Source organism: Streptomyces sp. NPDC043680, from assembly GCF_056436685.1.
On the sequence record NZ_JBWKCE010000016.1, the window covers coordinates 36,388 to 57,006 of the forward strand.

21 protein-coding genes are annotated in these 20,619 nt (G+C 72.6%); 12 read left to right on the forward strand and 9 right to left on the reverse strand.

The window, feature by feature from the left end:
- Positions 1–24: 24 nt before the first annotated feature.
- Complete coding sequence (locus AC0666_RS26060) at positions 25–1,137, forward strand: CobW family GTP-binding protein (RefSeq protein ID WP_478708416.1); 1,113 nt, start codon at positions 25–27, stop codon at positions 1,135–1,137.
- Positions 1,138–1,205: 68 nt separating this feature from the next.
- Here AC0666_RS26060 and AC0666_RS26065 read toward each other — a convergent pair whose 3' ends face one another.
- The gene (locus AC0666_RS26065; protein ID WP_478708390.1) at positions 1,206–2,774 is read right to left on the reverse strand and encodes a hypothetical protein; all 1,569 of its coding nucleotides are present in this window, start codon (positions 2,772–2,774) and stop codon (positions 1,206–1,208) included.
- A gap of 147 nt (positions 2,775–2,921) precedes the next feature.
- On the reverse strand, positions 2,922–3,116 hold the full coding sequence (locus AC0666_RS26070; RefSeq protein ID WP_468971968.1) for a hypothetical protein: 195 nt from the start codon (positions 3,114–3,116) through the stop codon (positions 2,922–2,924).
- Between the two features lie 205 nt (positions 3,117–3,321).
- On the opposite strand from AC0666_RS26070, the gene AC0666_RS26075 reads away from it, so the two are divergent.
- Together AC0666_RS26075 and AC0666_RS26080 are read left to right on the forward strand one after the other, a co-directional pair.
- Positions 3,322–4,281, forward strand: coding sequence for a fibronectin type III domain-containing protein (locus AC0666_RS26075; RefSeq protein WP_468971970.1), 960 nt, complete (start codon positions 3,322–3,324; stop codon positions 4,279–4,281).
- An 83-nt stretch (positions 4,282–4,364) separates the two neighbouring features.
- Complete coding sequence (locus AC0666_RS26080) at positions 4,365–6,533, forward strand: ATP-binding protein (protein ID WP_468971972.1); 2,169 nt, start codon at positions 4,365–4,367, stop codon at positions 6,531–6,533.
- A gap of 144 nt (positions 6,534–6,677) precedes the next feature.
- Here AC0666_RS26080 and AC0666_RS26085 read toward each other — a convergent pair whose 3' ends face one another.
- The gene (locus AC0666_RS26085; protein ID WP_356851453.1) at positions 6,678–6,863 is read right to left on the reverse strand and encodes a DUF5999 family protein; all 186 of its coding nucleotides are present in this window, start codon (positions 6,861–6,863) and stop codon (positions 6,678–6,680) included.
- Between the two features lie 154 nt (positions 6,864–7,017).
- Here AC0666_RS26085 and AC0666_RS26090 point away from each other — a divergent pair, with 154 nt between their 5' ends.
- A complete protein-coding gene (locus tag AC0666_RS26090; RefSeq protein ID WP_468971974.1) occupies positions 7,018–7,479 on the forward strand; it encodes an SRPBCC family protein in 462 nt (153 codons plus the stop codon).
- 40 nt (positions 7,480–7,519) lie between these two features.
- The gene (locus AC0666_RS26095) at positions 7,520–8,260 is read left to right on the forward strand and encodes an LppU/SCO3897 family protein (protein WP_478708391.1); all 741 of its coding nucleotides are present in this window, start codon (positions 7,520–7,522) and stop codon (positions 8,258–8,260) included.
- 77 nt (positions 8,261–8,337) lie between these two features.
- On the opposite strand, the gene AC0666_RS26100 is transcribed toward AC0666_RS26095, so the two are convergent.
- The gene (locus AC0666_RS26100) at positions 8,338–9,567 is read right to left on the reverse strand and encodes an acyl-CoA dehydrogenase family protein (RefSeq protein WP_361720818.1); all 1,230 of its coding nucleotides are present in this window, start codon (positions 9,565–9,567) and stop codon (positions 8,338–8,340) included.
- 192 nt (positions 9,568–9,759) lie between these two features.
- Here AC0666_RS26100 and AC0666_RS26105 point away from each other — a divergent pair, with 192 nt between their 5' ends.
- Positions 9,760–10,404: a TetR/AcrR family transcriptional regulator gene (locus AC0666_RS26105; protein ID WP_468586214.1), complete on the forward strand. Its 645-nt coding sequence runs from the start codon at positions 9,760–9,762 to the stop codon at positions 10,402–10,404.
- A gap of 34 nt (positions 10,405–10,438) precedes the next feature.
- Here AC0666_RS26105 and def read toward each other — a convergent pair whose 3' ends face one another.
- Complete coding sequence (gene def, locus AC0666_RS26110; protein WP_478708392.1) at positions 10,439–10,990, reverse strand: peptide deformylase; 552 nt, start codon at positions 10,988–10,990, stop codon at positions 10,439–10,441.
- Positions 10,991–11,112: 122 nt separating this feature from the next.
- Between def and AC0666_RS26115 the strand changes: the two genes are divergently transcribed.
- The 6 genes from AC0666_RS26115 (at position 11,113) to AC0666_RS26140 (ending at position 16,464) form a co-directional block, all read left to right on the forward strand.
- A complete protein-coding gene (locus AC0666_RS26115) occupies positions 11,113–12,351 on the forward strand; it encodes a MurT ligase domain-containing protein (protein ID WP_361720809.1) in 1,239 nt (412 codons plus the stop codon).
- A gap of 19 nt (positions 12,352–12,370) precedes the next feature.
- Complete coding sequence (locus AC0666_RS26120) at positions 12,371–13,099, forward strand: type 1 glutamine amidotransferase (RefSeq protein ID WP_361720806.1); 729 nt, start codon at positions 12,371–12,373, stop codon at positions 13,097–13,099.
- A 191-nt stretch (positions 13,100–13,290) separates the two neighbouring features.
- Positions 13,291–14,316: a 6-phosphofructokinase gene (locus AC0666_RS26125; RefSeq protein ID WP_361720803.1), complete on the forward strand. Its 1,026-nt coding sequence runs from the start codon at positions 13,291–13,293 to the stop codon at positions 14,314–14,316.
- A gap of 114 nt (positions 14,317–14,430) precedes the next feature.
- Positions 14,431–15,393 carry a cytochrome c oxidase assembly protein gene (locus tag AC0666_RS26130; protein ID WP_478708393.1) on the forward strand — a complete coding sequence of 321 codons (963 nt, stop codon included), beginning with the start codon at positions 14,431–14,433 and terminating at the stop codon, positions 15,391–15,393.
- Positions 15,394–15,425: 32 nt separating this feature from the next.
- Positions 15,426–15,584 (forward strand): hypothetical protein, encoded by a 159-nt coding sequence (locus AC0666_RS26135; RefSeq protein WP_385403024.1) that lies wholly within the window; start codon positions 15,426–15,428, stop codon positions 15,582–15,584.
- Positions 15,585–15,753: 169 nt separating this feature from the next.
- Complete coding sequence (locus AC0666_RS26140) at positions 15,754–16,464, forward strand: lysophospholipid acyltransferase family protein (protein WP_361720794.1); 711 nt, start codon at positions 15,754–15,756, stop codon at positions 16,462–16,464.
- Between the two features lie 72 nt (positions 16,465–16,536).
- On the opposite strand, the gene AC0666_RS26145 is transcribed toward AC0666_RS26140, so the two are convergent.
- The 4 genes from AC0666_RS26145 to AC0666_RS26160 all read right to left on the reverse strand — a co-directional run bounded on the left by AC0666_RS26145 (position 16,537) and on the right by AC0666_RS26160 (position 20,618).
- Positions 16,537–18,198, reverse strand: coding sequence for an alpha/beta hydrolase (locus AC0666_RS26145; protein ID WP_468971983.1), 1,662 nt, complete (start codon positions 18,196–18,198; stop codon positions 16,537–16,539).
- A gap of 192 nt (positions 18,199–18,390) precedes the next feature.
- Positions 18,391–19,185, reverse strand: coding sequence for an urease accessory protein UreD (locus AC0666_RS26150; protein ID WP_468972100.1), 795 nt, complete (start codon positions 19,183–19,185; stop codon positions 18,391–18,393).
- A gap of 44 nt (positions 19,186–19,229) precedes the next feature.
- Entirely contained in the window at positions 19,230–19,925 is a 696-nt protein-coding gene (gene ureG, locus AC0666_RS26155) for an urease accessory protein UreG (protein WP_468971985.1), read from the reverse strand.
- Positions 19,926–19,943: 18 nt separating this feature from the next.
- Positions 19,944–20,618 carry an urease accessory protein UreF gene (locus AC0666_RS26160; RefSeq protein ID WP_468971987.1) on the reverse strand — a complete coding sequence of 225 codons (675 nt, stop codon included), beginning with the start codon at positions 20,616–20,618 and terminating at the stop codon, positions 19,944–19,946.
- Position 20,619 lies beyond the last annotated feature (1 nt).

Consider the following 20,619-nt stretch of genomic DNA (forward strand, 5'->3'; position numbering starts at 1 on the left):
CTGCCCGTCGTCATCGTCTGCGGCATGCACGCCGACGCCCGCCGGACCGTGGTGCAGCACCTGCTCGACACCGTTCCCGGCAGTGTCGCCCTGCACCACGACCTGTCCGCGGCGGCCGAGGGGACCGTACGGCGCACCATCCGCGACGCCTCCGGCCCGCTGGGCTCCGGTGAGGCCCCGCTCGTCAACGACTGCGCCTGCTGCGCCTTGCGTGAGGACCTGGTCCCGGAGCTGGAGCGGATCGCCCACGGCGGGCTGGGCCGGCTGGCCGTCGTCGAGCTGTGGGACTCCGTCGAGCCCCGGGCGATGGCCGAGGTCATCGCCGTGCACGGGCACGGCGTGCTGGACCTCGGCAATGTGATCACCGCGGTCGATCCGGCCCTGGTGCTGCCCTGCCTCGCCAACGGGGACGACCTTCGAGAGGCCGGCCTCGCCGCGGCCGCCACCGACCGCCGGACCGTCGGCGACACCTGGGCTCGGCAACTGGAGTACGCACCGGTCCTCGCCCTCGTCGACAGCGGGGAGGCGGACGCGGAGGACCGTGCGCTCCTGGAGCAGCTGCACCCCACCGCCCGCCGGGTGGCCGCCGGATCCGTGGACCTGGCCCGGCTCGCCCTCGCGGGCTTCGACCCCGGGGCGGCCGCCGCCGCCCAGCACCCCGCCTGCGCACTCCTGCCCCAGGAGGCCGACGAGGCCGGGGTCGCCACCCTGGTCTGGCACCGCTGCCGCCCGTTCCACCCGGAGCGGCTCTACGCGGCACTGGAGGACCTCGCCCGTGCGGCGGCCCGCAGCCGCGGCCGGTTCTGGCTCGCCGACCGGCCGGACACGCTGCTCTCCTGGGACGCGGCGGGCGGTGCGCTGTGCGTGGAGGACTCGGGGCCCTGGCTGGCCTCGCTGCCGGACGCCGCCTGGGACCTGGTGCCCGCGGCGCGCCGGGCCGCCGCCGCGCTGGACTGGCACCCCGAACACGGCGACTGCTGCCAGCACCTCGTCTTCACCTCGCCCGGCCTCGACCGGGAGGGCCTGGCGCGGCTCCTCGACTCCTGTCTGCTGACCGACGAGGAGTACGCGGCGGGCCGCCCCGGGTGGAAACGCCTCCCGGCCGCCTTCGACGCCCTCCTCACCCGCGCCGCCTGACCGGAAGACCGCCCGCGGGACGGCCCTGCCGCCGTACGCGGGCCGCCGATCCGCCGCCCGCCGCTCCGTCAGCCGCCGTCGCGGATTGCGACGATGCCGTTGAAGACGCCGACGTACGCGGTGCCGTCGGGGCCGAGGGTGATCGGCGCCCAGTTGTTGTCGTACAGCGGCCCCGTGCCGGTGAGCTGCCGCCAGCGGCGCTCACCGGTGCGGAAGTCCACAGCGGTGAGGTACCAGGCGTCGATGCCCCAGGCGTTGGGCTCCTTCTCGTAGAAGTACAGCAGGCCGTTCCCGGTGGAGAGCTTCGGTACGACCGAGGGCGAGCGGACGGCGCTCTGCCACACGGTGTCGCAGCCGCTGCCGTCGGCCCGGACGTCGATGCGGCTGACGCCGCCGACGACGGACCTGCCGAGCAGCAGGCCGGCGGGGTTCTCGTAGCCGTGGTTGTTCTCGACGACGATGCTGTTGCCCCAGGTGATCAGCGAGTTGTCGGTGGTCGAGGCACCGGAGCCGAAGACCGGGACCTTGCAGACCAGCCGCCGGTCGGCGGGCACGTCCACGCCCCGGCGGTAGACCATGACGTTCATCCGGTCGTCCGCATTGTCGGTGATGGCCACGTAGCCCTCGCCGAACAGGTCGGGGGTGGTGCCCGAACCCTGGTTCACCGAGCCGGGCTTGGTCCCGGTACCGCGGTCGTACGTCTGGCGCCACTGCACCTCGGGGGTGCCGTCGGCGGCGGCACGGAAACTGTAGAGGGCGTGGTCGCTCACGATGGACACGCCGTCCTCCGCGACCGAGAAGGAGTTCTGGATCTCCTCGCCCTCCAGCCGGACGGAGCGGATCCGCGAGGTCGCCGGGTCCACCGTGCCGACGCGGCCCTGCCGGGTGACCCACCAGATGCGGCCGGTCCAGTCGGGCATCACGGAGGTGACCGGGTCACAGGTACCGCTGGGCCACAGGTTGGTCCAGCTGACACAGTCGTGCGGCACCTGGCCGGTGAGGTCCCAGTCGTCGTCGACGGCGAACTTCCAGCTGCCGTCCGGGTTCCGGCTGTGCGAGAGGCGCAGGATGTGCCGGCGGGAGTCGGCCAGCACCGCGCGGTCGCGGTCGTCCAGGTAGAAGTAGGCGCCGCCCGAGGTGTCCTTGAAGATCTTCGAGAAGTCGAGGGAGGTGATGGCTTCGACCGTCGAGGAGCGCTGCGGGAGCTGGTACTCCGCGAGCGTCGCGAGCGTACCGGGTTCGAGCAGCTTGACCTTGAACCCGGAGAAGGTGCCGCAGACCGTGACCAGACGTCCGGCCGCGTCGAAGGTGGCGGTGGCGCACTCACCGCCGAGGGCGGCGATCTTCTCGCTCTTCACCTGCGGGTTCCTGCCGAGCGGGCCGGACCAGGGCGAGGTGGCGCTGCCGGCCGCGTCGGAGTGCATGCCGCTGCGGCCGTTGGGAGCGAGGAAGGGGTGTTGCGGCGGAGCCTGGCCCGGCAGCGGGGCGGGGGCCGCGGCGCTGCCGTCGTAATGGCTGACCAGGCGGTGGCCCGGAGCCTTGGGTATCTCCTCGGCCTGGGCGGGGGAGATCCCGTACATCGCCGTGAAGACGACCAGAGCAGGGAACACGGCGCAGTTCAGCGCTCTTCGGAACATCCGGAGTTCCTCTTTCTCATCAGGCTTGTTGACAGTGCGTATGACATCGCGCCGCCGCCAGACGCTAGATCGCACGGCCTGAGGAGAGGAGTCCATGGAAGCGCCGGATGATTCATGAAGGCGCAACAGTCGATCAAGCCCGCCGGATCAGGGCCTGAGGCTGGAGACGGCTTGGGCGGTGGCCGAGAGACCGTCGTGGATGGTCCCCGCCACGCTGCTGCTCGCGAGGTGGAAGCCGAGCAGCACGCAGACGAGGGCGTGCGAGAACTTGAGGGCGCCGCTGCGCAGGAAGATCCATGCGAGGACGAGGAGCAGAACGATCACCGAGAGCGAGATCACCATCGAAACCTCCTGGGAGCGGCGCCCATGGTGGCGCACGAGGGGCCGCTTTCGGGCGAAAGCCGTGTCCGCCGAACGGGTGTTGACCGTCCGTGACGGATGAGCGGTGCTTGACGCGCCGCGACGGCAGGGGTCTTGCCGGGGCGCCGACCGACGTGCCATATATGTCTAGACCTTTACGAGGGAGCGGAAGCGAGGGGGGTTTGCCGTGCGCCCGACCGCCCTCACGCTCGCCCTGCCGCCGGCTGCCGCGGTCCTCCTCCTCGCCGGCTGCACCACGTCCGACACCACGCCCCCGCCGGCCCCCGCCGGGGTCACCGCGCAGGCCGGCAGCGCCACTTCGGTGCACGTGATGTGGCAGGCTCCCGCCGCGGCCGACGGCGTCCGCAACTACCAGGTCTTCCAGGCCGGCCGGCTGGTACGGGAACTCCCCGCCGACAAGACGATGGTGGACGTCACGGGCCTCGCCCCGCAGACCGCGTACGCCTTCACCGTCCGGGCCCGGGACGGCGCCGGGAACACCTCCGCACCGAGCGCCGCGGCGCGGGCCACCACCCCGGCCGCCCGGGCCGAGGACCACCGGCCCCCCACCGCGCCGGCCCGTACCACGGGCCGCCCGGACGGCCCCCGGTCCGCCACCCTCTCGTGGACCGCGGCCACCGACGACACCGCCGTGACGGCCTACGACATCTACCAGGGGGGCGTCCGGATCCACACGGCCGGCCCCGGCGAGACGGCCGCCAACCTGACCGGCCTCCAGCCGGACACCGCCTACACCTTCACCGTCCGGGCCCGGGACGGCGCGGACAACTCCTCCCCCGACGGCCCCGCGGTGGACCTGACGACCCCGCCCTCCGGCGGCCAGGGGCCCGGAACCGCCCCCACCGGCTTCACCGCGGCCGCCTCCCCCGGCGCCGTCACCCTGACCTGGACCGCCCCGGACACCGGCCGTGCGACCACCGCTTACGAACTCCACGTCAACGGACGGCCCGTCACCGTCATCCAGTTCGGCGCCGGCGCCGTTCCCGCGCCCGGCGGCACGGTGGAGCACCGGCTCACGGTGGCCGAGCCGGCCGGAACGGTGTGGGTCCTCAGGCTCCGCGCCCGGCTGCCCGACGGGAACTGGGGCGCCTTCAGCGCCGATCGGCGGGTCGTACTCGCCGGCTGAGGAGCGCGCCGGTCGTCCCGGGGAGGTGACAGCGATCCTGGCGAAGGGCACTGCCGGCTAAGAAGATCACGCACAATACATCCGTGTTCGGTGAGTACTCGTTCAACAAGCAACAGGCGGACGGCCCCGACGGGCCGGACGGCGCGCAGTCGGCGGACTCGGCGGAGGCCGCAGACGCCGCAGACGGCGGGCCCGAACCCGGTTCCGTCTCCGCGGCGGGCCCGGGGAGGACGGCGGGAGAGCTGCCGCCGGAGACGCCGGGCTTCTTCGGGCGTCAAAACGAACTGGCCGAACTGCACTGCCTGTTGCGTACCCGCAGGCTGATCACGCTGACCGGCGTGGGGGGCGTCGGCAAGTCCCGCCTCGCGCTGCGTGCCGTCGCCGACGCCGAACAGGCGCGGCCCGACGGAATCTGGTGGGTGGACCTCTCCCCGCTGCGCGACCCCGCCCTGCTCACCACGACCGTCGCCCACGCCGTCGGACTCGCCGACCACTCCGCGCGCCCGCTCGACGAGGAGCTGTGCGCGTGGATGGCCGACAAGGAACTGCTCCTCGTCCTCGACACCTGCGAGCACCTGGTCGCCGCCTGCCGCCATCTGGCCGGCGAACTCCTGCAGTCGGCACCCGGACTGACGGTACTGGTCACCTCCCGGGAACCGCTCGACAGCCCCTGTGAGAAGGTCCTGCCCGTCTGCCCGCTGCCCTGTGAGGGGCCCGACAGCGACGCCCTCGCCCTGTTCCGGGCCCGCGCCCTGGCGGCGACCCCGCAGGCCGCCGCCTCCTTCGACGAACCCCGGCGGGCCCGGATCGCCGCCGAGGTGTGCCGGCGGCTCGACGGGATTCCGCTCGCCCTCGAACTGGCCGGCGCACGCCTGCGGTTGTGGAGCCTGGAGCAGCTCGCCGAGCGGCTCGGCGCGCGCTTCGACGTCCTCTCCGACTCCGCGGCCGTGCTGCAGCCCCGGCACCGGACGATGCGGACCGCGATCGGCTGGAGCCACGAGCTGTGCGAGCCGGTGGAGCGGCTGCTGTGGGCCCGGTTGTCGGTGTTCACCGGGGACTTCGACGTCGCGGCGGCCAGGGCGGTGTGCGCGGGCGGTCCGCTGCCCGCCTCAAGGGTGGAGCGGGTGCTCGCGGGCCTGGTCGCCAAGTCGGTCGTCCGGCGCTCCGAGGAGCGGGGGGCCGGGACCCGCTACCGGATGCTGGACACGATCCGCGAGTACGGCCACGACTGGCTGACCGAACTCGGGGAGGCCCCCGCGGTGGCCGACCGGCACGCCCACTGGTACGCCGCGCTCTGCGAGGCCGCCGACCGGGGCTGGCTGGGACCGGGCCAGCTGGACTGGTACCGCAGGATGAGCGCCGACCACGCGCAGCTGCGCACGTCGCTGGAGCACCTCCTCGGCACCGACCCCGCGGCCGCCCTGGAGATGGCCGGGGCCCTGTGGTTCTTCTGGTTCTCGTGCGGGCACGTGCACGAGGGCCGCGGCTTCCTGGAACGGGCCCTGCGCTCGGTCCCGCCCACGGGAGCCGCGTACACCCAGGGGCTGTGGGCGCTGGGGCTGACCGCCCTGCTCCAGGGCGAAATGGACACGGCACGGCGGTTGGGCGAGGAGTGCACCCGGGCGGCGGCCCGGCTGGCGGACCCGGAGCCGGAGCTGCGGGCCGCATATCTGCACGCGGTGTCGGTGTTGATGCCGGGCGACCCGGTGCGCGCACTGGAGCTGGCGGGGCCTCGGGTCCGGGCCGGGCACGGCGGCCGCACCGACGGCGTCGGCCGGCTGCTGTGCCGCCTGGCCACCGGCTACGCCCTGTGCGACCTCCAGCGGTACGAGGAAGCCGCCGAGGAGGCCCATGGCCTGCGCGAGGCCTGCACGGAACTCGGCGAACGCTGGCTGCGGGCCTACGCGGACTACATCCTGGCCGTGGCCGCTCTGGGACTGGGACACCACGGGGAGGCGGCCCGGCACGTACGGGCCATGCTGTCCGGCAAACGCCTGCTCGGCGACCGCTTCGGCATCGCGCTCGGGCTCGACCTGCTGGCGGCAGCGGTCGCGGCCCTGGGCGACGGCGAACTGGCGGCGCGCCTCCTGGGCACCGGGCACGCCTGGTGGCGCACCGTCGGTCGGCCGCAGATGGGCTCACCCTCGCTGACGGCCCTGCGGGACCAGGGCGAGCGGCAGGCCCGCGCGGCGATCGGGGACGTGGCGTACGAGGCCGCGTTCCGGGGCGGCACAACGGCGTCCACCGGCTGACCGGCAGCCGGTGGACGGCAGATCCGCGTCGGCTCCCGTCAGTACGGGAGGGTTCTGCCCGACGGGGTGCGCAGGTCCAAATCTCGGGGGGCGGGCTTGGGGACGGGTTTGCGGATCAGCTGCTGGCGCATGCGGCCTCCTCGCTCAGACCAGGGCCGGGCGGCGGGGTTCCACCGCACGGCCGTCGGGGAGCAGCTCACCGGTGTCGTCGAAGATCACCAGGCCGTTGCAGAGCAGGCTCCAGCCCTGCTCGGGGTGGAAGGCCACGGTGCGGGCGGCGTCGTGATCGGCGCTGTCAGCGGACGGGCAGGGGGGCTCGTGAGAGCACATGCGCACCTCCTCGCAAAGTGGGGCGGGAGGGCCGGTGGTCACCCGGTCGACTCCGCGATCCACGATGGCGGTGAGTATTGCTGATCGCCGCCCCCGGACGGAACCCATATTCCAGGTCCAGTTCAGGGTGTGTATGCCCGCTTACCATGCGCTCATGCCCGCTATTCGGATCGTTCACCGCACCGACCTGACGCCGACCGAGGCATGGCTGCGGCTGACGGACTGGGAACGCCACGGCGCGCAGGTCCCGCTCACCCGGACGGTGATCGAAACGGCGCCGCCCACGCACGTCGGAACCCGGTTCACGGCACGCACCGGCGTGGGCAGGATCACCTTCGAGGACCCCATGGAGGTCGTCGTCTGGCAGCCGCCCGCCGCAGGGTCCGCGGGGCGGGTCCGGCTCGTCAAGCACGGGCGGGTGGTCCTGGGCTGGGCGGAGATCGAGGTCCGCCCGCTCCCGTCGGGCGGCAGCGAGGTCCAGTGGCGCGAGGAGGTGCGCGTACGGGGGCTGGGGCGGCCCTTCGACCCGGTGCTCGCGGCGGCCGCCCGGCGGCTCTTCGGGCGGGCCCTCGCCCGCCTGCTGGCCGGCCGAACGTCCGGGCTAGGGTCTCGGTGATCACCGCGGCGGTGATCACCACGAGACCGAGGAGAACCCCGTGGCCACTCCGCCACCGCAGCACGGCGCCGGCCCGTACCCGCCGTACCCTGCGCAGCAAGGCGCCCCGTACCCCGTTCCGCAGCAGCCGCCGGCCCCGTACGGCCCGTACCAGGGTGCCACCGGCCCGTACCCCGCGCCGGCCGGGTACGGCTGCCGCCTGTGCGGGGCGCAGCCGGCCGCTGCCGCGACCGTGCGGGGCCACCAGGGCCTGATCGTGCTGATGCGGTTCCTGAGCCTGCAGGGGCCGTTCTGCCGCGACTGCGGGCTCGCCATCTATCGCCGGATGTCCGGGGACACGCTGTGGCAGGGCTGGTGGGGTCCGCTGTCGTTCTTCATCACCCCGGTCACCCTGCTGGTGAACCTCGGCCCGCGCGCGAGCTTCCGCAGGCTCGCTCCCCCGACGGGCGGCTTCCGCCCGGCGATGGACCCCGGCAAGCCGCTGTGGCGCCGTCCTGCGGCGCTCCTCTTCCTCGTGCCGGTGACGCTGTTCCTCCTGGCCGTGCCCACGCTGATCCTGATCGGCCTCGCGGCCGGCGACGACAAGCCGGTGCCGCTGCGGACGGGGCAGTGCGTACGCAACGAAGGCGACTGGAACGACCAGAAGCTGCTCGTCACCGACTGCGGTTCGCCGAACGCCGAGTACCGGGTCCACTCGTACCCGTGCGACGGAGGGTTCATCGCCGACCTGAAGTACAGCGCGGACGGCAGCCACCACAGCTGCCTGACCCCGCTCCGCTAGCGGGCACGGCGGCGCCCCGGACCCGCACGGTGTCCGGGGCGCCGCCCGTCGTAGCCCCCCGTGGATACGGCCCCGCGCTAGCGGATCGGCATGTCGGAGATCGTCCGCGCGATCACCAGCCGCTGGATCTCGCTCGTGCCCTCGAAGATGGTGTAGATGGCGCTGTCGCGGTGCATGCGCTCGACCGGGTACTCGCGGGTGAAGCCGTTGCCGCCGAGGATCTGGACCGCCTGGGCGGTGACCTTCTTGGCCACCTCGCTGGCGAACAGCTTCGACATCGAGCCCTCCGCCGAGGTGAACGGCTTGCCCGCGACCGCCATCCAGGACGCCCGCCACACCAGCAGCCGGGCCGCGTCGATCTGGGTGCGCATGTCGGCGAGCTGGAAGGCCACGCCCTGGTTGTCGATGATCGGCCGGCCGAACTGGGTCCGGGTCTTCGCGTAGTCGAGGGCGACCTCGTACGCCGCGCGCGCGGTGCCGACCGCCATGGCGCCGACCGCGGGCCGGGAGGCCTCGAAGGTGGCCATGGCCGCGTTCTTCACGCGCTCGCCGCCGCCCGCCTTCGCCCGCTCACGGGCCCGGGCGAGCCGCTCGTCCAGCTTGTCCTTGCCGCCGAGCAGGCAGGAGCCGGGCACGCGGACGTCCTCCAGGACCACCTCGGCGGTGTGCGAGGCGCGGATGCCGTGCTTCTTGAACTTCTGCCCCTGGGACAGGCCCGGGGTGTTCGGGGGCACGATGAAGGAGGCGTGGCCCTTGGTGCCGAGGTCGGGGTCGACGACGGCAACCACGATGTGGACGTTGGCGATGCCGCCGTTGGTCGCCCAGGTCTTGGTGCCGTTCAGCACCCATTCGTCCTTGGCCTGGTCGTAGACCGCGCGGGTGCGCATCGAGCCGACGTCGGAGCCGGCGTCGGGCTCGGAAGAGCAGAAGGCCGCGACCTTGACGTCCGTCGCATCCCCGTACATCTGCGGGATCCAGGTGCCGATCTGTTCCTCGGTGCCGTTGGCGACGACGCCGATCGCGGCGAGCCCGGTGCCGACGATCGACAGGGCGATGCCCGCGTCACCCCAGAACAGCTCCTCCATCGCCATCGGGATGCCGAGGCCGGTCGGGTCGAAGAACTGCTGCGCGTAGAAGTCGAGGGAGTAGATGCCGACCTTGGCGGCCTCCTGGATGACGGGCCACGGAGTCTCCTCACGCTCGTCCCACTCCGCGGCCGCGGGGCGGATCACGTCGGCCGCGAAGCCGTGGATCCAGTCCCGGACCTGCTTCTGGTCGTCATTGAGCTCCATGGTGAACTCCGCCATGTCCCCTCCACCTGTTGCATACAGGGGCACGTTACCAACAGTAACCCCTACGGTGGCCACAGTCTGTTACCGGTGAGTAAGGAGTGTCAAGCCGGGTCGCCCGGGGGCAGCCGATTCGTTCGGGCGGGTGTGCGGGGTGTTACGTTGCGTGGGCGTCACGCACCATCGCAAGGGCGGGGAGAGAAACACGTCATGGAGACCACTCAGCAGGCCGGCGAAGCGGGAGCGGCCGACCGCCGCCGGCGGGAGCTGCTCGAAGCGGCCGACCGGGTCGTGCTCAGGGACGGCCCCAAGGCCTCCATGAACGCCATCGCGGCGGAGGCGGGCATCACGAAGCCCATCCTCTACCGGCACTTCGGCGACAAGGCGGGGCTCTACCAGGCCCTCGCCGTCCGGCACACCGACGCCCTGCTCGACTCGCTGCGGGCTGCACTCGACGCCCCGGCCGAGCGCCGCAGCCGGGTGGAGTCCACCCTCGACACCTACCTCGCCGCCATCGAGGCCCGCCCGCAGGTCTACCGGTTCCTGATGCACCCGGCCGAGGACTCGCACACCGCCGAGCGCGGCTTCGACGTGGGACTGCACTCGGCCCCGCTGCTGCGCAGGCTGGGCGAGGAGCTCGCGAAGGTGATCAGCGAGCGGGTGGACCTGGGCCCCGGCGGGGAACGCCTCGCCCGCGTCTGGGGGCACGGCATCGTCGGCATGATGCACGCGGCCGGCGACTGGTGGCTCGGCGAACGCCCCTGCGAGCGCGCGGAGTTGGTGGCAGGCCTGACGGACCTGTTGTGGGGCCGCCTGGCCACCGCGGGCAACCGCGCGGACGGCCCGGGCTTCTGAGGGCCGCGGGGCGCCCCCCGCCGCCCCGGCCGGCTCAGCCCCGCTGGGCGCCGCCCCAGGGAGCCCGGCGGATCGCCCTGCGCAGACGCCGGGCGCGCAGCCCCGCGACCCGGTCCGCGTAGACCGTGCCGTCGAGGTGGTCGCACTCGTGCTGGAGGCAGCGGGCGAAGAACCCGGTGCCGGTGACGCGTACGGGCGCGCCGTCGGAGGTGACCCCCTCGACGACCGCGCGGTCGAAGCGGACCGTGCCCGCCTCCAGGCCGGGCAGCGACAGACAGCCCTCGGGGCCGCGGAACTCGTCCCCGTCGGCCGACACCAGCCGCGGGTTGACGATGTGCCCGACGTGGCGGACGTCCTCGTCGTCGGGGCAGTCGTAGACGAACACGCGCTGCCCGACGCCGATCTGGTTCGCGGCGAGCCCGACGCCGTCGGCCGCGTACATCGTGGCGAACATGTCCTCGATGAGCCGGTCGAGAGCCGGGCCGAACTCGGTGACCTCCGCGCACACCGAGTGGAGCACCGGATCGCCCAGGAGGCTCATGGTGCGGACGAGGCCGGTGGTACCGGGGATGAGGCGCTGTCGCATGGCCGTAAGCCTACGACGGGCGAATATATGAGGAGATCTGCGGCGGCCTGGGGCGCCGCGGTCAGGGCCCCGTCCGGTACTGGATAGGCTGGGGCCGACCGACGCAAGGAGGACAAGGGACGATGGCAGGCAACACGGAGCCGCTTTCGCCGCGGGCCAAGCTGGCCGTGACGGCGGGCAAGGCCGCGGCGGCGGTGTCGCGGGCCGCGGGACGCGGAAGCGGATCGGTGATCGGCGGCAAGGTCGCACTCAAACTCGACCCCGATCTCCTCGGCGCGCTGGCGCAGCATCTCGACGTCGTCCTCGTCTCCGCGACGAACGGCAAGACCACGACCACCCGCCTGATCGCGGAGGCCCTGCGGGCCAGCGGCCCGGTCGTCTCCAACGCCCTCGGCGCCAACATGCCGGCCGGTATCACCTCCGCACTCGCGGGCGGCTCGGACGCCAAGTACGGCGTCATCGAGGTCGACGAGAAGTACCTCGCCGGGGTGGCCCGGGACGTCACCCCCAAGGTGATCGCCCTGCTGAACCTCTCCCGCGACCAGCTGGACCGCGCCGCCGAGACCCGCATGCTGGCGGAGAAGTGGCGCGAGGGCCTCCAGGGCTCCAAGGCCGTCATCGTCGCGAACTGCGACGACCCGCTGATCGTGTGGTCGGCCTCCTCCTCGCAGAACGTGGTGTGGGTCGCCGCCGGCCAGGAGTGGAAGGACGACGCCTGGTCGTGCCCCTCCTGCGGCGGCGTGATGCAGCGCCCCGGCGAGGACTGGTTCTGCGGCGAGTGCGGCTTCCGGCGCCCGACCCCGAGCTGGGTCCTCTCCGGCGACCACGTGCTGGACCCGCACGGCAGCGCCTGGCCGATCCACCTGCAGCTGCCCGGCCGCGCCAACAAGGCGAACGCCGCGACCTCGGCCGCCGTGGCCGCCGTGTTCGGCGTCCCGCCGCAGGTCGCGCTGGAGCGGATGTACCAGGTGCAGGCCGTCGCCGGCCGCTACGACGTCGTCACCTTCCAGGGCCGTGAGCTGCGCCTGCTGCTCGCGAAGAACCCCGCGGGCTGGCTCGAAACGTTTTCGCTGATCGACCCGCCGCCGACCCCGGTGATCCTCTCGGTGAACGCCCGCGGAGCCGACGGCACCGACACCTCCTGGCTGTGGGACGTGGACTACCCGCGCCTCGCCGGCCACCCGATCTTCGTGATCGGCGACCGCAAGCTGGACCTGGCCGTCCGCCTGGAAGTCGCCGGACTGGACTTCCGGGTGTGCGAGACCCTCGACGAGGCCGTGCAGCTGGCGCCGCCCGGGCAGATCGAGCTGATCGCCAACTACACCGCCTTCCAGGACGTGCGCCGCCGCGTCGGCAACTAGAACCCTCAAGGACAAGAGCATGAGCGACAACAGCCTGCGTCTGGTGTGGGTCTACCCGGACCTGCTGAGCACGTACGGAGACCAGGGCAACGCCCTCGTGGTGGAGCGCCGGGCGCGCCAGCGCGGCCTGGACGTGCAGCGCGTGGACGTGCGCAGCGACCAGCCCATCCCCACCTCGGGCGACATCTACCTGATCGGCGGCGGTGAGGACCGGCCGCAGCGGCTCGCCGCGGAGCGGCTGCTGCGCGACGGCGGTCTGGAGCGGGCCGTCTCGAACGGGGCGATCGTCTTCTCCGTCTGCGCGGGCTACCAGATCCTCGGCAACGAGTTCGTCAACGACATGGGCGAGCGCCAGCAGGGCCTGGGCCTGCTGGACGTCGTCACCGTGCGCGGCGAGGGCGAGCGGTGCGTCGGCGACGTGCTCGCCGACATCGACCCGCAGCTGGGCCTGCCGCAGCTGACGGGCTTCGAGAACCACCAGGGCGTCACGCACCTCGGCCCGACGGCGAAGCCTTTCGCCCGCACCCGTCTGGGCCGTGGCAACGGCACCGGCGACGGTACCGAGGGCGCGTACAACGACACGGTCTTCGGCACCTACATGCACGGACCCGTGATGGCCCGCAACCCGCAGATCGCGGACCTGCTGCTGAAGCTGGCCCTCGACGTGAACGCGCTGCCGCCCATCGACGACCGGTGGTACGAGGCGCTGCGCGCCGAGCGCATCTCGGCGGCGACGCAGCCGGCGTAACCTCCGCGCAGCCCTGCGTTCGGCCCGGATTCCCCAGGGGATCCGGGCCGACGTGCGTTCGCACGAACGGATCCGACCAGCATGTGGAGGATGGTTCAGTCCGGTGCGGATCCGCTTGTAGGGTGGCGGGTAGTTCCAACCGGACGACGTGGTCCGGTCGTCGGCCCACGTTGCAAAGGTCTCTTCCTGCCATGCGCATAGGTGTGCTCACTTCCGGCGGCGACTGCCCCGGCCTCAATGCCGTCATCCGCTCGGTCGTGCACCGCTCCGTCGTCGACCACGGCGACGAGGTCATCGGCTTCCACGATGGCTGGCGGGGCCTGCTGGAGTGCGACTACCGCAAGCTCGACCTGGACGCCGTGAGCGGCATCCTGGCGCGCGGCGGCACCATCCTCGGCTCCTCCCGGGTCCAGCCCGCCCATCTGCGCGACGGTGTGGAGCGCGCCCGCGGCCACGTCGCCGATCTCGGCCTGGACGCCATCATCCCGATCGGCGGCGAGGGCACCCTGAAGGCCGCGAACCTGCTCTCGCAGGCCGGTCTGCCGATCGTCGGGGTGCCGAAGACCATCGACAACGACATCGCATCGACGGACGTCACCTTCGGCTTCGACACGGCCGTCGGGGTGGCCACCGAGGCCCTGGACCGGCTGAAGACCACCGCCGAGTCCCACCAGCGGGTGATGGTCGTCGAGGTCATGGGCCGCCACACCGGCTGGATCGCCCTGCACTCGGGCATGGCGGCCGGCGCGCACGCCATCGTCGTACCGGAGCGCCCCTTCGACATAGAGGAGCTGACGGCGATCGTCGGCGAGCGCTTCTCCGCCGGCAAGCGGTTCGCGATCGTCGTGGTGGCCGAGGGCGCCAAGCCCCGGGCGGGCTCGATGGACTTCCAGGAGGGCGGCACCGACCAGTACGGACACGAGCGCTTCGCCGGGATCGGCAACCTGCTCGCGGTCGAGCTGGAACGCCGCCTCGGCAAGGAGGCCCGCCCGGTGATCCTGGGCCACGTCCAGCGCGGCGGCACCCCGACCGCCTACGACCGGGTGCTCGCCACCCGCTTCGGCTGGCACGCGGTCGAGGCCGCCCACCGCGGCGAGTTCGGGATGCTGACCGCCCTGCGCGGCACCGACATCGAGATGGTGCCGCTGGCCGACGCCGTACAGACGCTGAAGACGGTCCCGGCGGAGCGCTACGACGAGGCGCAGAACGTTCTGTGATGCATCGGATGCATCCTCCCTTCTTCGTCACACGGTGAGTGCCGCCCCCGGACGCGTTCCCGTCCGGGGGCGGCACTACTGTGGTGGGGCACCACAGGTCAAGGGAGTGGACAGATGGATCACAGCGGTCACGGCATGGACATGAACATGGACATGGACCTGCCGCCGTTCACTCTCGGGCGCGGGCTGGAGTTCTCCTTCGACGCCTTCTTCCTGGTCGGTTCGCTGCTGGGCCTCGGGCTGTACCTGTGGGGTGTGGCGCGGCTGCGCCGGCGCGGGGACGCCTGGTCGGCGGGCCGGACCATCGCCTTCACCACCGGTGTGCTGAGCGTGGCCCTGATGATGTGCACCAAGCTGAACGACTACGGCATGGTCATGTTCAGCGTGCACATGGTCCAGCACATGGTGATCAGCATGCTCTCCCCCATCCTCCTGCTGCTCGGCGCACCGGTGACGCTGGCGCTGCGTGCGCTGCCGCCCGCCGCGCGGGGGGTGAAGGGGCCGCGCGAGCTGCTGCTGATGCTGCTGCACAGCCGCTACATGAAGGTGGTCACCCACCCCGTCTTCACGATCCCGCTGTTCATCGCCAGCCTGTACGCCCTGTACTTCACGCCGATCTTCGACTTCCTCATGGAGAGCAAGGTCGGCCACATCGGGATGATGGTGCACTTCCTGGCCGTCGGCCTGGTCTTCTTCTGGCCGATCATGGGCGTGGACCCGGGTCCGCACCGCCCCGGCTACGTGATGCGGATGCTGGAGCTCTTCGCCGGTATGCCCTTCCACGCCTTCTTCGGCATCGCCCTGATGATGGCGAGCCAGCCGATGATCAAGACGTACGCCCACCCGCCCGCCTCGCTCGGGGTCGACCCGCTGCTCGACCAGCAGTGGGGCGGCGGCATCGCCTGGGCGTTCAGCGAGATCCCCTCGGTGCTGGTGCTGATCGCGCTGGTCTACCAGTGGTACCACTCGGAGCAGCGGGCGGCGAAGCGCGCCGACCGGGCCGCGGACCGCGACGGCGACCAGGAGCTGGAGGCGTACAACTCGTATCTGGCCTCGCTCCAGGCGCGTGGCCAGTAGCGCCGGAGCACCTTCGCGCGCCACCATGGGGCATGACCGGATCCGTGAAGGCGATGGCCGTCCTGACCTTCGCCGCCCTGGTGGCCGTCGCCACGTACTCGGTGGCCCTCGGCAGCAACGGCTGGCTGTGGTTCGGCTGGGTGGTGCTGGGGCTCCTCACCGCCGGGATGGCGGCCTCCCGCAACACCTGACCCACCGGCCCCGCCGACCCGCGCCCGTCCGCGACGGGCGACGCGTCCGCTCGTCCTCTCGCCGTGCCCGCGCGGCGCCTCCCGGCCGATCGGCTTCTGGTTCTCCATGCCCATCCGGCACCGGGTGCGCCACACTGACGTGACCGCGAGGTGAAAGGACCGTGCCCAGGTGTTCTACCACTTGCTCAAGCATGTGCTGCTCGGCCCGCTGCTGCGGCTGCTGTTCCGGCCCAGGATCGAGGGGCTGGAGAACATCCCGTCCGAGGGGGCCGCGATCGTCGCGGGGAACCACCTGTCCTTCTCCGACCACTTCCTGATGCCCGCGATCCTCAAACGGCGGATCACCTTCCTCGCGAAGGCCGAGTACTTCACCGGCCCGGGACTGAAGGGGCGGCTGACCGCCTTCTTCTTCCGCAGCGCCGGGCAGATCCCGGTGGACCGCTCCGGGCGGGACGCCGGGCAGGCCGCGCTCCGCGAGGGCCTCGGGGTGCTGGCCAAGGGCGAGCTGCTGGGCATCTACCCGGAGGGCACCCGCTCGCACGACGGGCGGCTCTACAAGGGGAAGGTGGGGGTGGCCGCGATGGCGCTGGGGGCCGGGGTGCCGGTCATCCCGTGCGCGATGGTCGGCACCTTCGAGATCCAGCCGCCCGGGCAAAAGATCCCCAACATCCGGCGGGTGACGATCCGCTTCGGCCGGCCGCTGGACTTCTCGCGGTACGCCGGACTGGAGGGCGAGCGGGCGGTCCTGCGGGCCGTCACCGACGAGATCATGTACGCGGTCCTCGAACTGTCCGGCCAGGAGTACGTCGACCGGTACGCCGCCGAGGTGAAGGCCGAGGAGGAGCAAGCGCGGAAGAAGGCCCGGCGCCGGATGCGCTGAGCCTTCTCCCGTACTGCTCCTTGCGGTTACTGCCTACTGCTTCTGCCGGAGCTCAGCCGAGTACGGCCGGGCCTAGCGCATGGCCGGCAGCTCCTCCTGCGCCGGGAAGGCGGACGCCGGAGCCTCGGCGAGCGCCTTGGCGGCGGCCGGGGCCGGGGCGACCGGAGCGGCGTGCGGGCCGCACGTCACGTCCTTCGCGTCGACCTTGCCGGTCAGCAGGTAGCTGTCCACGCGCGTGTTGATGCAGGGGTTCACCAGGCTGGTGACACCGTGCGAGCCGGCGTTCTGCTCGGTGATCAGACGCGAGCCGGCGAGGCGGCGGTGCAGCTCGACGCCACCCTCGTACGGCGTGGCCGCGTCGCGCTCGGACTGGACGATCAGGACCGGCGGCAGGCCGTGCTTGGCGCCGACCTCGATGGGCTTGCTCTGCTTGGACTTCCAGGTCGCGCAGGGCAGGTTCATCCAGGCGTTGGACCAGGTCAGGAACGGGTACTGCTCGTGCAGCTTGCTGTTGTCCCGGTCCCACTTGGCCCAGCTGGTCGGCCACTTGGCGTCGGCGCACTCGACCGCGGTGTACACCGCATTGCCGTTCTCGGAGGCGATGTTGCCCGCGATGTCGGACATGTCCGGGGCGGTCGCATCGATCAGCGGCTTCTCGTCACCGGCGGCCCAGGCGCTGAACGCCTTGGCGACCGGGACCCACGAGGAGTCGTAGTACGGGGCGCCCTGGAAGAAGCCGATCAGCTCCGCCGGACCGGCGACCCCGCCGAGCGGCTTGGCCTTGGCCTGGGCGCGCAGCTGCTGCCACTTCGCCTCGACCTTGGCGCGGGTGTCGCCGAGGTGGAAGGAGGCGTCGTTCTTGGCGACCCAGTCCTGCCAGTCGTTCCAGCGCTTCTGGAAGGCGACGTCCTGCTCCAGGTTGGCCTGGTACCAGATGTTGTCCTGCTCCGGGTTGACCACGCTGTCCACGATCATGCGGCGCACGTGGGTCGGGAACAGGGTGGCGTAGACGCCGCCCAGGTAGGTGCCGTAGGAGACGCCGAGGTAGTTCAGCTTCTTCTCGCCGAGGGCGGCGCGGATGACGTCCAGGTCACGCGCGATGTTCGGCGTGGTCATGTACGGCAGCATCTCGCCGCTGCGCTCCTTGCAGCCGTCCGCGTACTCCGCGGCGAGCTTGCGCTGGGCGCTCTTGTCGGCCTCGGTGTCCGGGACCGGGTCCGCCTTCGGGGCCTTGACGAACTCCTGCGGGTCGATGCAGGAGATGGGCGCCGAGTGGCCGACACCGCGGGGGTCGAAGCCCACGAAGTCGTACGCCTTGGAGGTGTTGACCCACAGCGGGGACTTGGTGGTGACCCGGCGCGGGAAGCGCATGCCGGAGCCGCCCGGACCGCCCGGGTTGTAGATGAGTGCGCCCTGGCGCTCCTCCTTGGTGCCCGTGCTGACCGCACGGTCGAGCGCGAGTTCGATGGTCTTGCCGAACGGCTTGGCGTAGTCGAGCGGGACCTTGACCCAACCGCACTGGATCGGGGCCTCGAAGCCCCAGTCGGCGGGACAGTCCTTCCACTCGATCCCGGTGCGCGCGGCCCGGGCGGCGGCGAGCTGGACGCCCAGCGCCTCCGGAACCCCGTTGTCGCGGGTGGTCGCCGCCGCGGCCGGAGGGGCCAGCAGCAGACCAGCGGACAGCGCGCCGGTGATCAGAGTGGCAGCGCTCCCCAGCGCTGCTTTGCGTATCACGTGGTTGTTCCCCCTGCATCAGACCCGGCCAGGAGCGGCCGAGTTCAGTCGGGTTCGGTCGATGGTGCAGGTGGATCCTTCCGTCTGACCTACACCTGACAACAGAGCTCGGTCGTGTTCTTTGCCAACCCGATAACCGGAAAGGTGTGTACCGCTGAGCGGTGTCGGATTCGTCCCAGGTTTACTCGGCGATCACCAGCCGTACGTGCGACACGCCGCGTCGAGCAGTTCCCGTAGCCGAAGGGCGTCGGGGGCCAGCGCCGTGACCAGCACCGCAGGACCGGCCAACGGAGTGACGGCGGCGAACTCCCCGAGCACCGCGGCGGCGGGTGGGGCCCCGGTGAACCGCGGGTCCACGAACAGGACCTGACCGAGCGCCCGGTGGCCGGCCAGCCCCGCCGGACCGTCCCAGCCGGCGGGCGCGCCCGGCCCGCAGGAGAGCTCCTGGTCCAGCAGCGGACGCCCGCCCCGGGTGACGGTCAGTCGGCTGCGCAGCAGGCCGGGGCCCTCCCCGGTGCGCCCCAGCACCTGCTCCTCGCGCAGCAGCAGCCGGGAGGTGGGGGCGAGTTCGGCGCGGGTGCGGACCCGCAGGTCGCTGCCGCGGACGGAGACGAGCGGTTCCGGCAGCCATCGCACCGCCGCCTCCTCGGCCAGGCTCAGGTGTACGTCGTACCGCGCGGGCTCACCGCCGCGGCCGGGCAGCGCCAGCGTCGCCGCCGCCGAGGCCAGGGCGAGCCGCGCCCCCGTGCCGGCGGTGGCCTCGACCCGGAGGTGGTCCCCGCCGAGCGGCGCGCTCATCGCGCCGACCAGCATGACACCGGCCTCGTCGGCCGCGCCGCGGGTGCGGCGCAGCGCGAGGGGCCCGTCCCCGGCCAGCAGGGGCAGCGCGGTGCCACCCCGGCCGTCGGCGACGGCCCCGATCCGGGCCGTGGCCCGCAGGCCGCGCGGAGCCGGGGCGGGGTGGGCGGCCGGGAGGTCGGTGGACAGGTCGGCGGGGTCTGCGGCCGGAGCGGCGGCCGGGGGCGCGCTGGTCACCGTACGGCCCAGGCGGCGATCCGCTCACGCACCCATGCGGCGACGGGGGCCACCCCCTCGGCGCCGCGCAGGGACTGGAAGACGACGGGGAGTCCACGGCGCTGCTCGGCGGCGTCGCGGGCCATCCGGTCCAGGTCGGAGCCCACGTGGGGGGCGAGGTCCGTCTTGTTGACGACCAGCAGGTCGGCGGTGGTGACGCCGGGGCCGCCCTTGCGCGGGATGTCGTCTCCGCCGGCCACGTCGATGACGAAGATCTGGGCGTCGACGAGCCCGCGGGAGAAGGTGGCGGTGAGGTTGTCCCCGCCGGACTCGACGAGGACCAGGTCGAGCGGGCTGTGCTCCCGGAGGGCGTCCTCCAGCTCCTCCACTGCTTCCAGGTTGGCGGAGATGTCGTCGCGGATGGCCGTGTGCGGGCAGGCCCCCGTCTCCACGGCGGCGATCCGCTCGGGCGGCAGCACCGCCTCGCGCAGCAGGAACTCGGCGTCCTCGCGGGTGTAGATGTCGTTGGTGACGACGGCCATGGACAGTTCGGCCCGCAGGGCGCGGCAGAGAGCGGCGACGGTGGCCGTCTTGCCGGAGCCGACGGGGCCGCCGAGTCCGATGCGCAGGGCGCGGCGCGAGCCGTCGGCCCGTAGCGGCGCGGCGCTGTGGGTGTGGCGGCGGGGGTAGGTCACACCGTGGTCGAGGTGCATGGTTCTCCTTGGGTGGGGTCAGGAGGCGAAGAGCCGTACGGGCCACTCGGCGTGGACCTGTGCCGAGATGTCCAGCAGCGGCGAGGAGGCGGCGGGCAGGGCGTCCAGACCCTCGTGGCGGGCCAGCAGGGCGGCGCCCGCGGCCTGACCGGACACGGCGTCGAGTTCGGGGGCGAGGCCCGCCAGGACCCCGCTGGCCTCGAAGGGGTCCAGGCCCAACAGCCGGACGGTCGCGGTGGCGGGACCGCTGACGCTCTCGTACGCCGCGACGTGCGCGGCGTCCAGCGGCCCGAGCCCTGCGGCCCGGGCCGTGATGCCGAGGACGACGGGCTGGTGGGCCCCGCGCGGGAAGGCGGCGGCCAGCGCGTCCAGTTCGGCGGCGGGCCAGGTGGCCCGGGCAGCCCGCAGCAGCTGCCGGCCCAGCCGCCGCCCGGCGGAGCGCAGCGCGGGCGAGGGGGTGCGGGCGTCGGCGAATGCGTCGAGCTCCGCCGGGTCGAGGCCGTGGGCGGCGGCCGCGGCGAGGCCGGCGGCGACCAGCCCCGCGGTGTGCAGGCGGCCCCGGCAGAACTCCGCGAGCGTGGCGGCGTCCCGGATCCGGCCCGCCTTGCAGGCGGCCTCCGCCCCGCCGGAGTGGGCGTGGCCGCCGGCGGGGAAGCGTCCGTCGGCGAGGACGAGCAGGGTGGCGAGGCTCATC

Bases quoted from the DNA above. Each gene is read 5' to 3' on its own strand.
- AC0666_RS26060 (WP_478708416.1), top strand. From the start codon at position 25: ATGCACGCCGACGCCCGCCGGACCGTGGTGCAGCACCTGCTCGACACC.
- AC0666_RS26065 (WP_478708390.1), bottom strand. From the start codon at position 2,774: ATGTTCCGAAGAGCGCTGAACTGCGCCGTGTTCCCTGCTCTGGTCGTC.
- AC0666_RS26070 (WP_468971968.1), bottom strand. From the start codon at position 3,116: ATGGTGATCTCGCTCTCGGTGATCGTTCTGCTCCTCGTCCTCGCATGG.
- AC0666_RS26085 (WP_356851453.1), bottom strand. From the start codon at position 6,863: ATGTGCTCTCACGAGCCCCCCTGCCCGTCCGCTGACAGCGCCGATCAC.
- AC0666_RS26090 (WP_468971974.1), top strand. From the start codon at position 7,018: ATGCCCGCTATTCGGATCGTTCACCGCACCGACCTGACGCCGACCGAG.
- AC0666_RS26100 (WP_361720818.1), bottom strand. From the start codon at position 9,567: ATGGCGGAGTTCACCATGGAGCTCAATGACGACCAGAAGCAGGTCCGG.
- AC0666_RS26105 (WP_468586214.1), top strand. From the start codon at position 9,760: ATGGAGACCACTCAGCAGGCCGGCGAAGCGGGAGCGGCCGACCGCCGC.
- def (WP_478708392.1), bottom strand. From the start codon at position 10,990: ATGCGACAGCGCCTCATCCCCGGTACCACCGGCCTCGTCCGCACCATG.
- AC0666_RS26115 (WP_361720809.1), top strand. From the start codon at position 11,113: ATGGCAGGCAACACGGAGCCGCTTTCGCCGCGGGCCAAGCTGGCCGTG.
- AC0666_RS26120 (WP_361720806.1), top strand. From the start codon at position 12,371: ATGAGCGACAACAGCCTGCGTCTGGTGTGGGTCTACCCGGACCTGCTG.
- AC0666_RS26125 (WP_361720803.1), top strand. From the start codon at position 13,291: ATGCGCATAGGTGTGCTCACTTCCGGCGGCGACTGCCCCGGCCTCAAT.
- AC0666_RS26130 (WP_478708393.1), top strand. From the start codon at position 14,431: ATGGATCACAGCGGTCACGGCATGGACATGAACATGGACATGGACCTG.
- AC0666_RS26135 (WP_385403024.1), top strand. From the start codon at position 15,426: ATGACCGGATCCGTGAAGGCGATGGCCGTCCTGACCTTCGCCGCCCTG.
- ureG (WP_468971985.1), bottom strand. From the start codon at position 19,925: ATGCACCTCGACCACGGTGTGACCTACCCCCGCCGCCACACCCACAGC.
- AC0666_RS26160 (WP_468971987.1), bottom strand. From the start codon at position 20,618: ATGAGCCTCGCCACCCTGCTCGTCCTCGCCGACGGACGCTTCCCCGCC.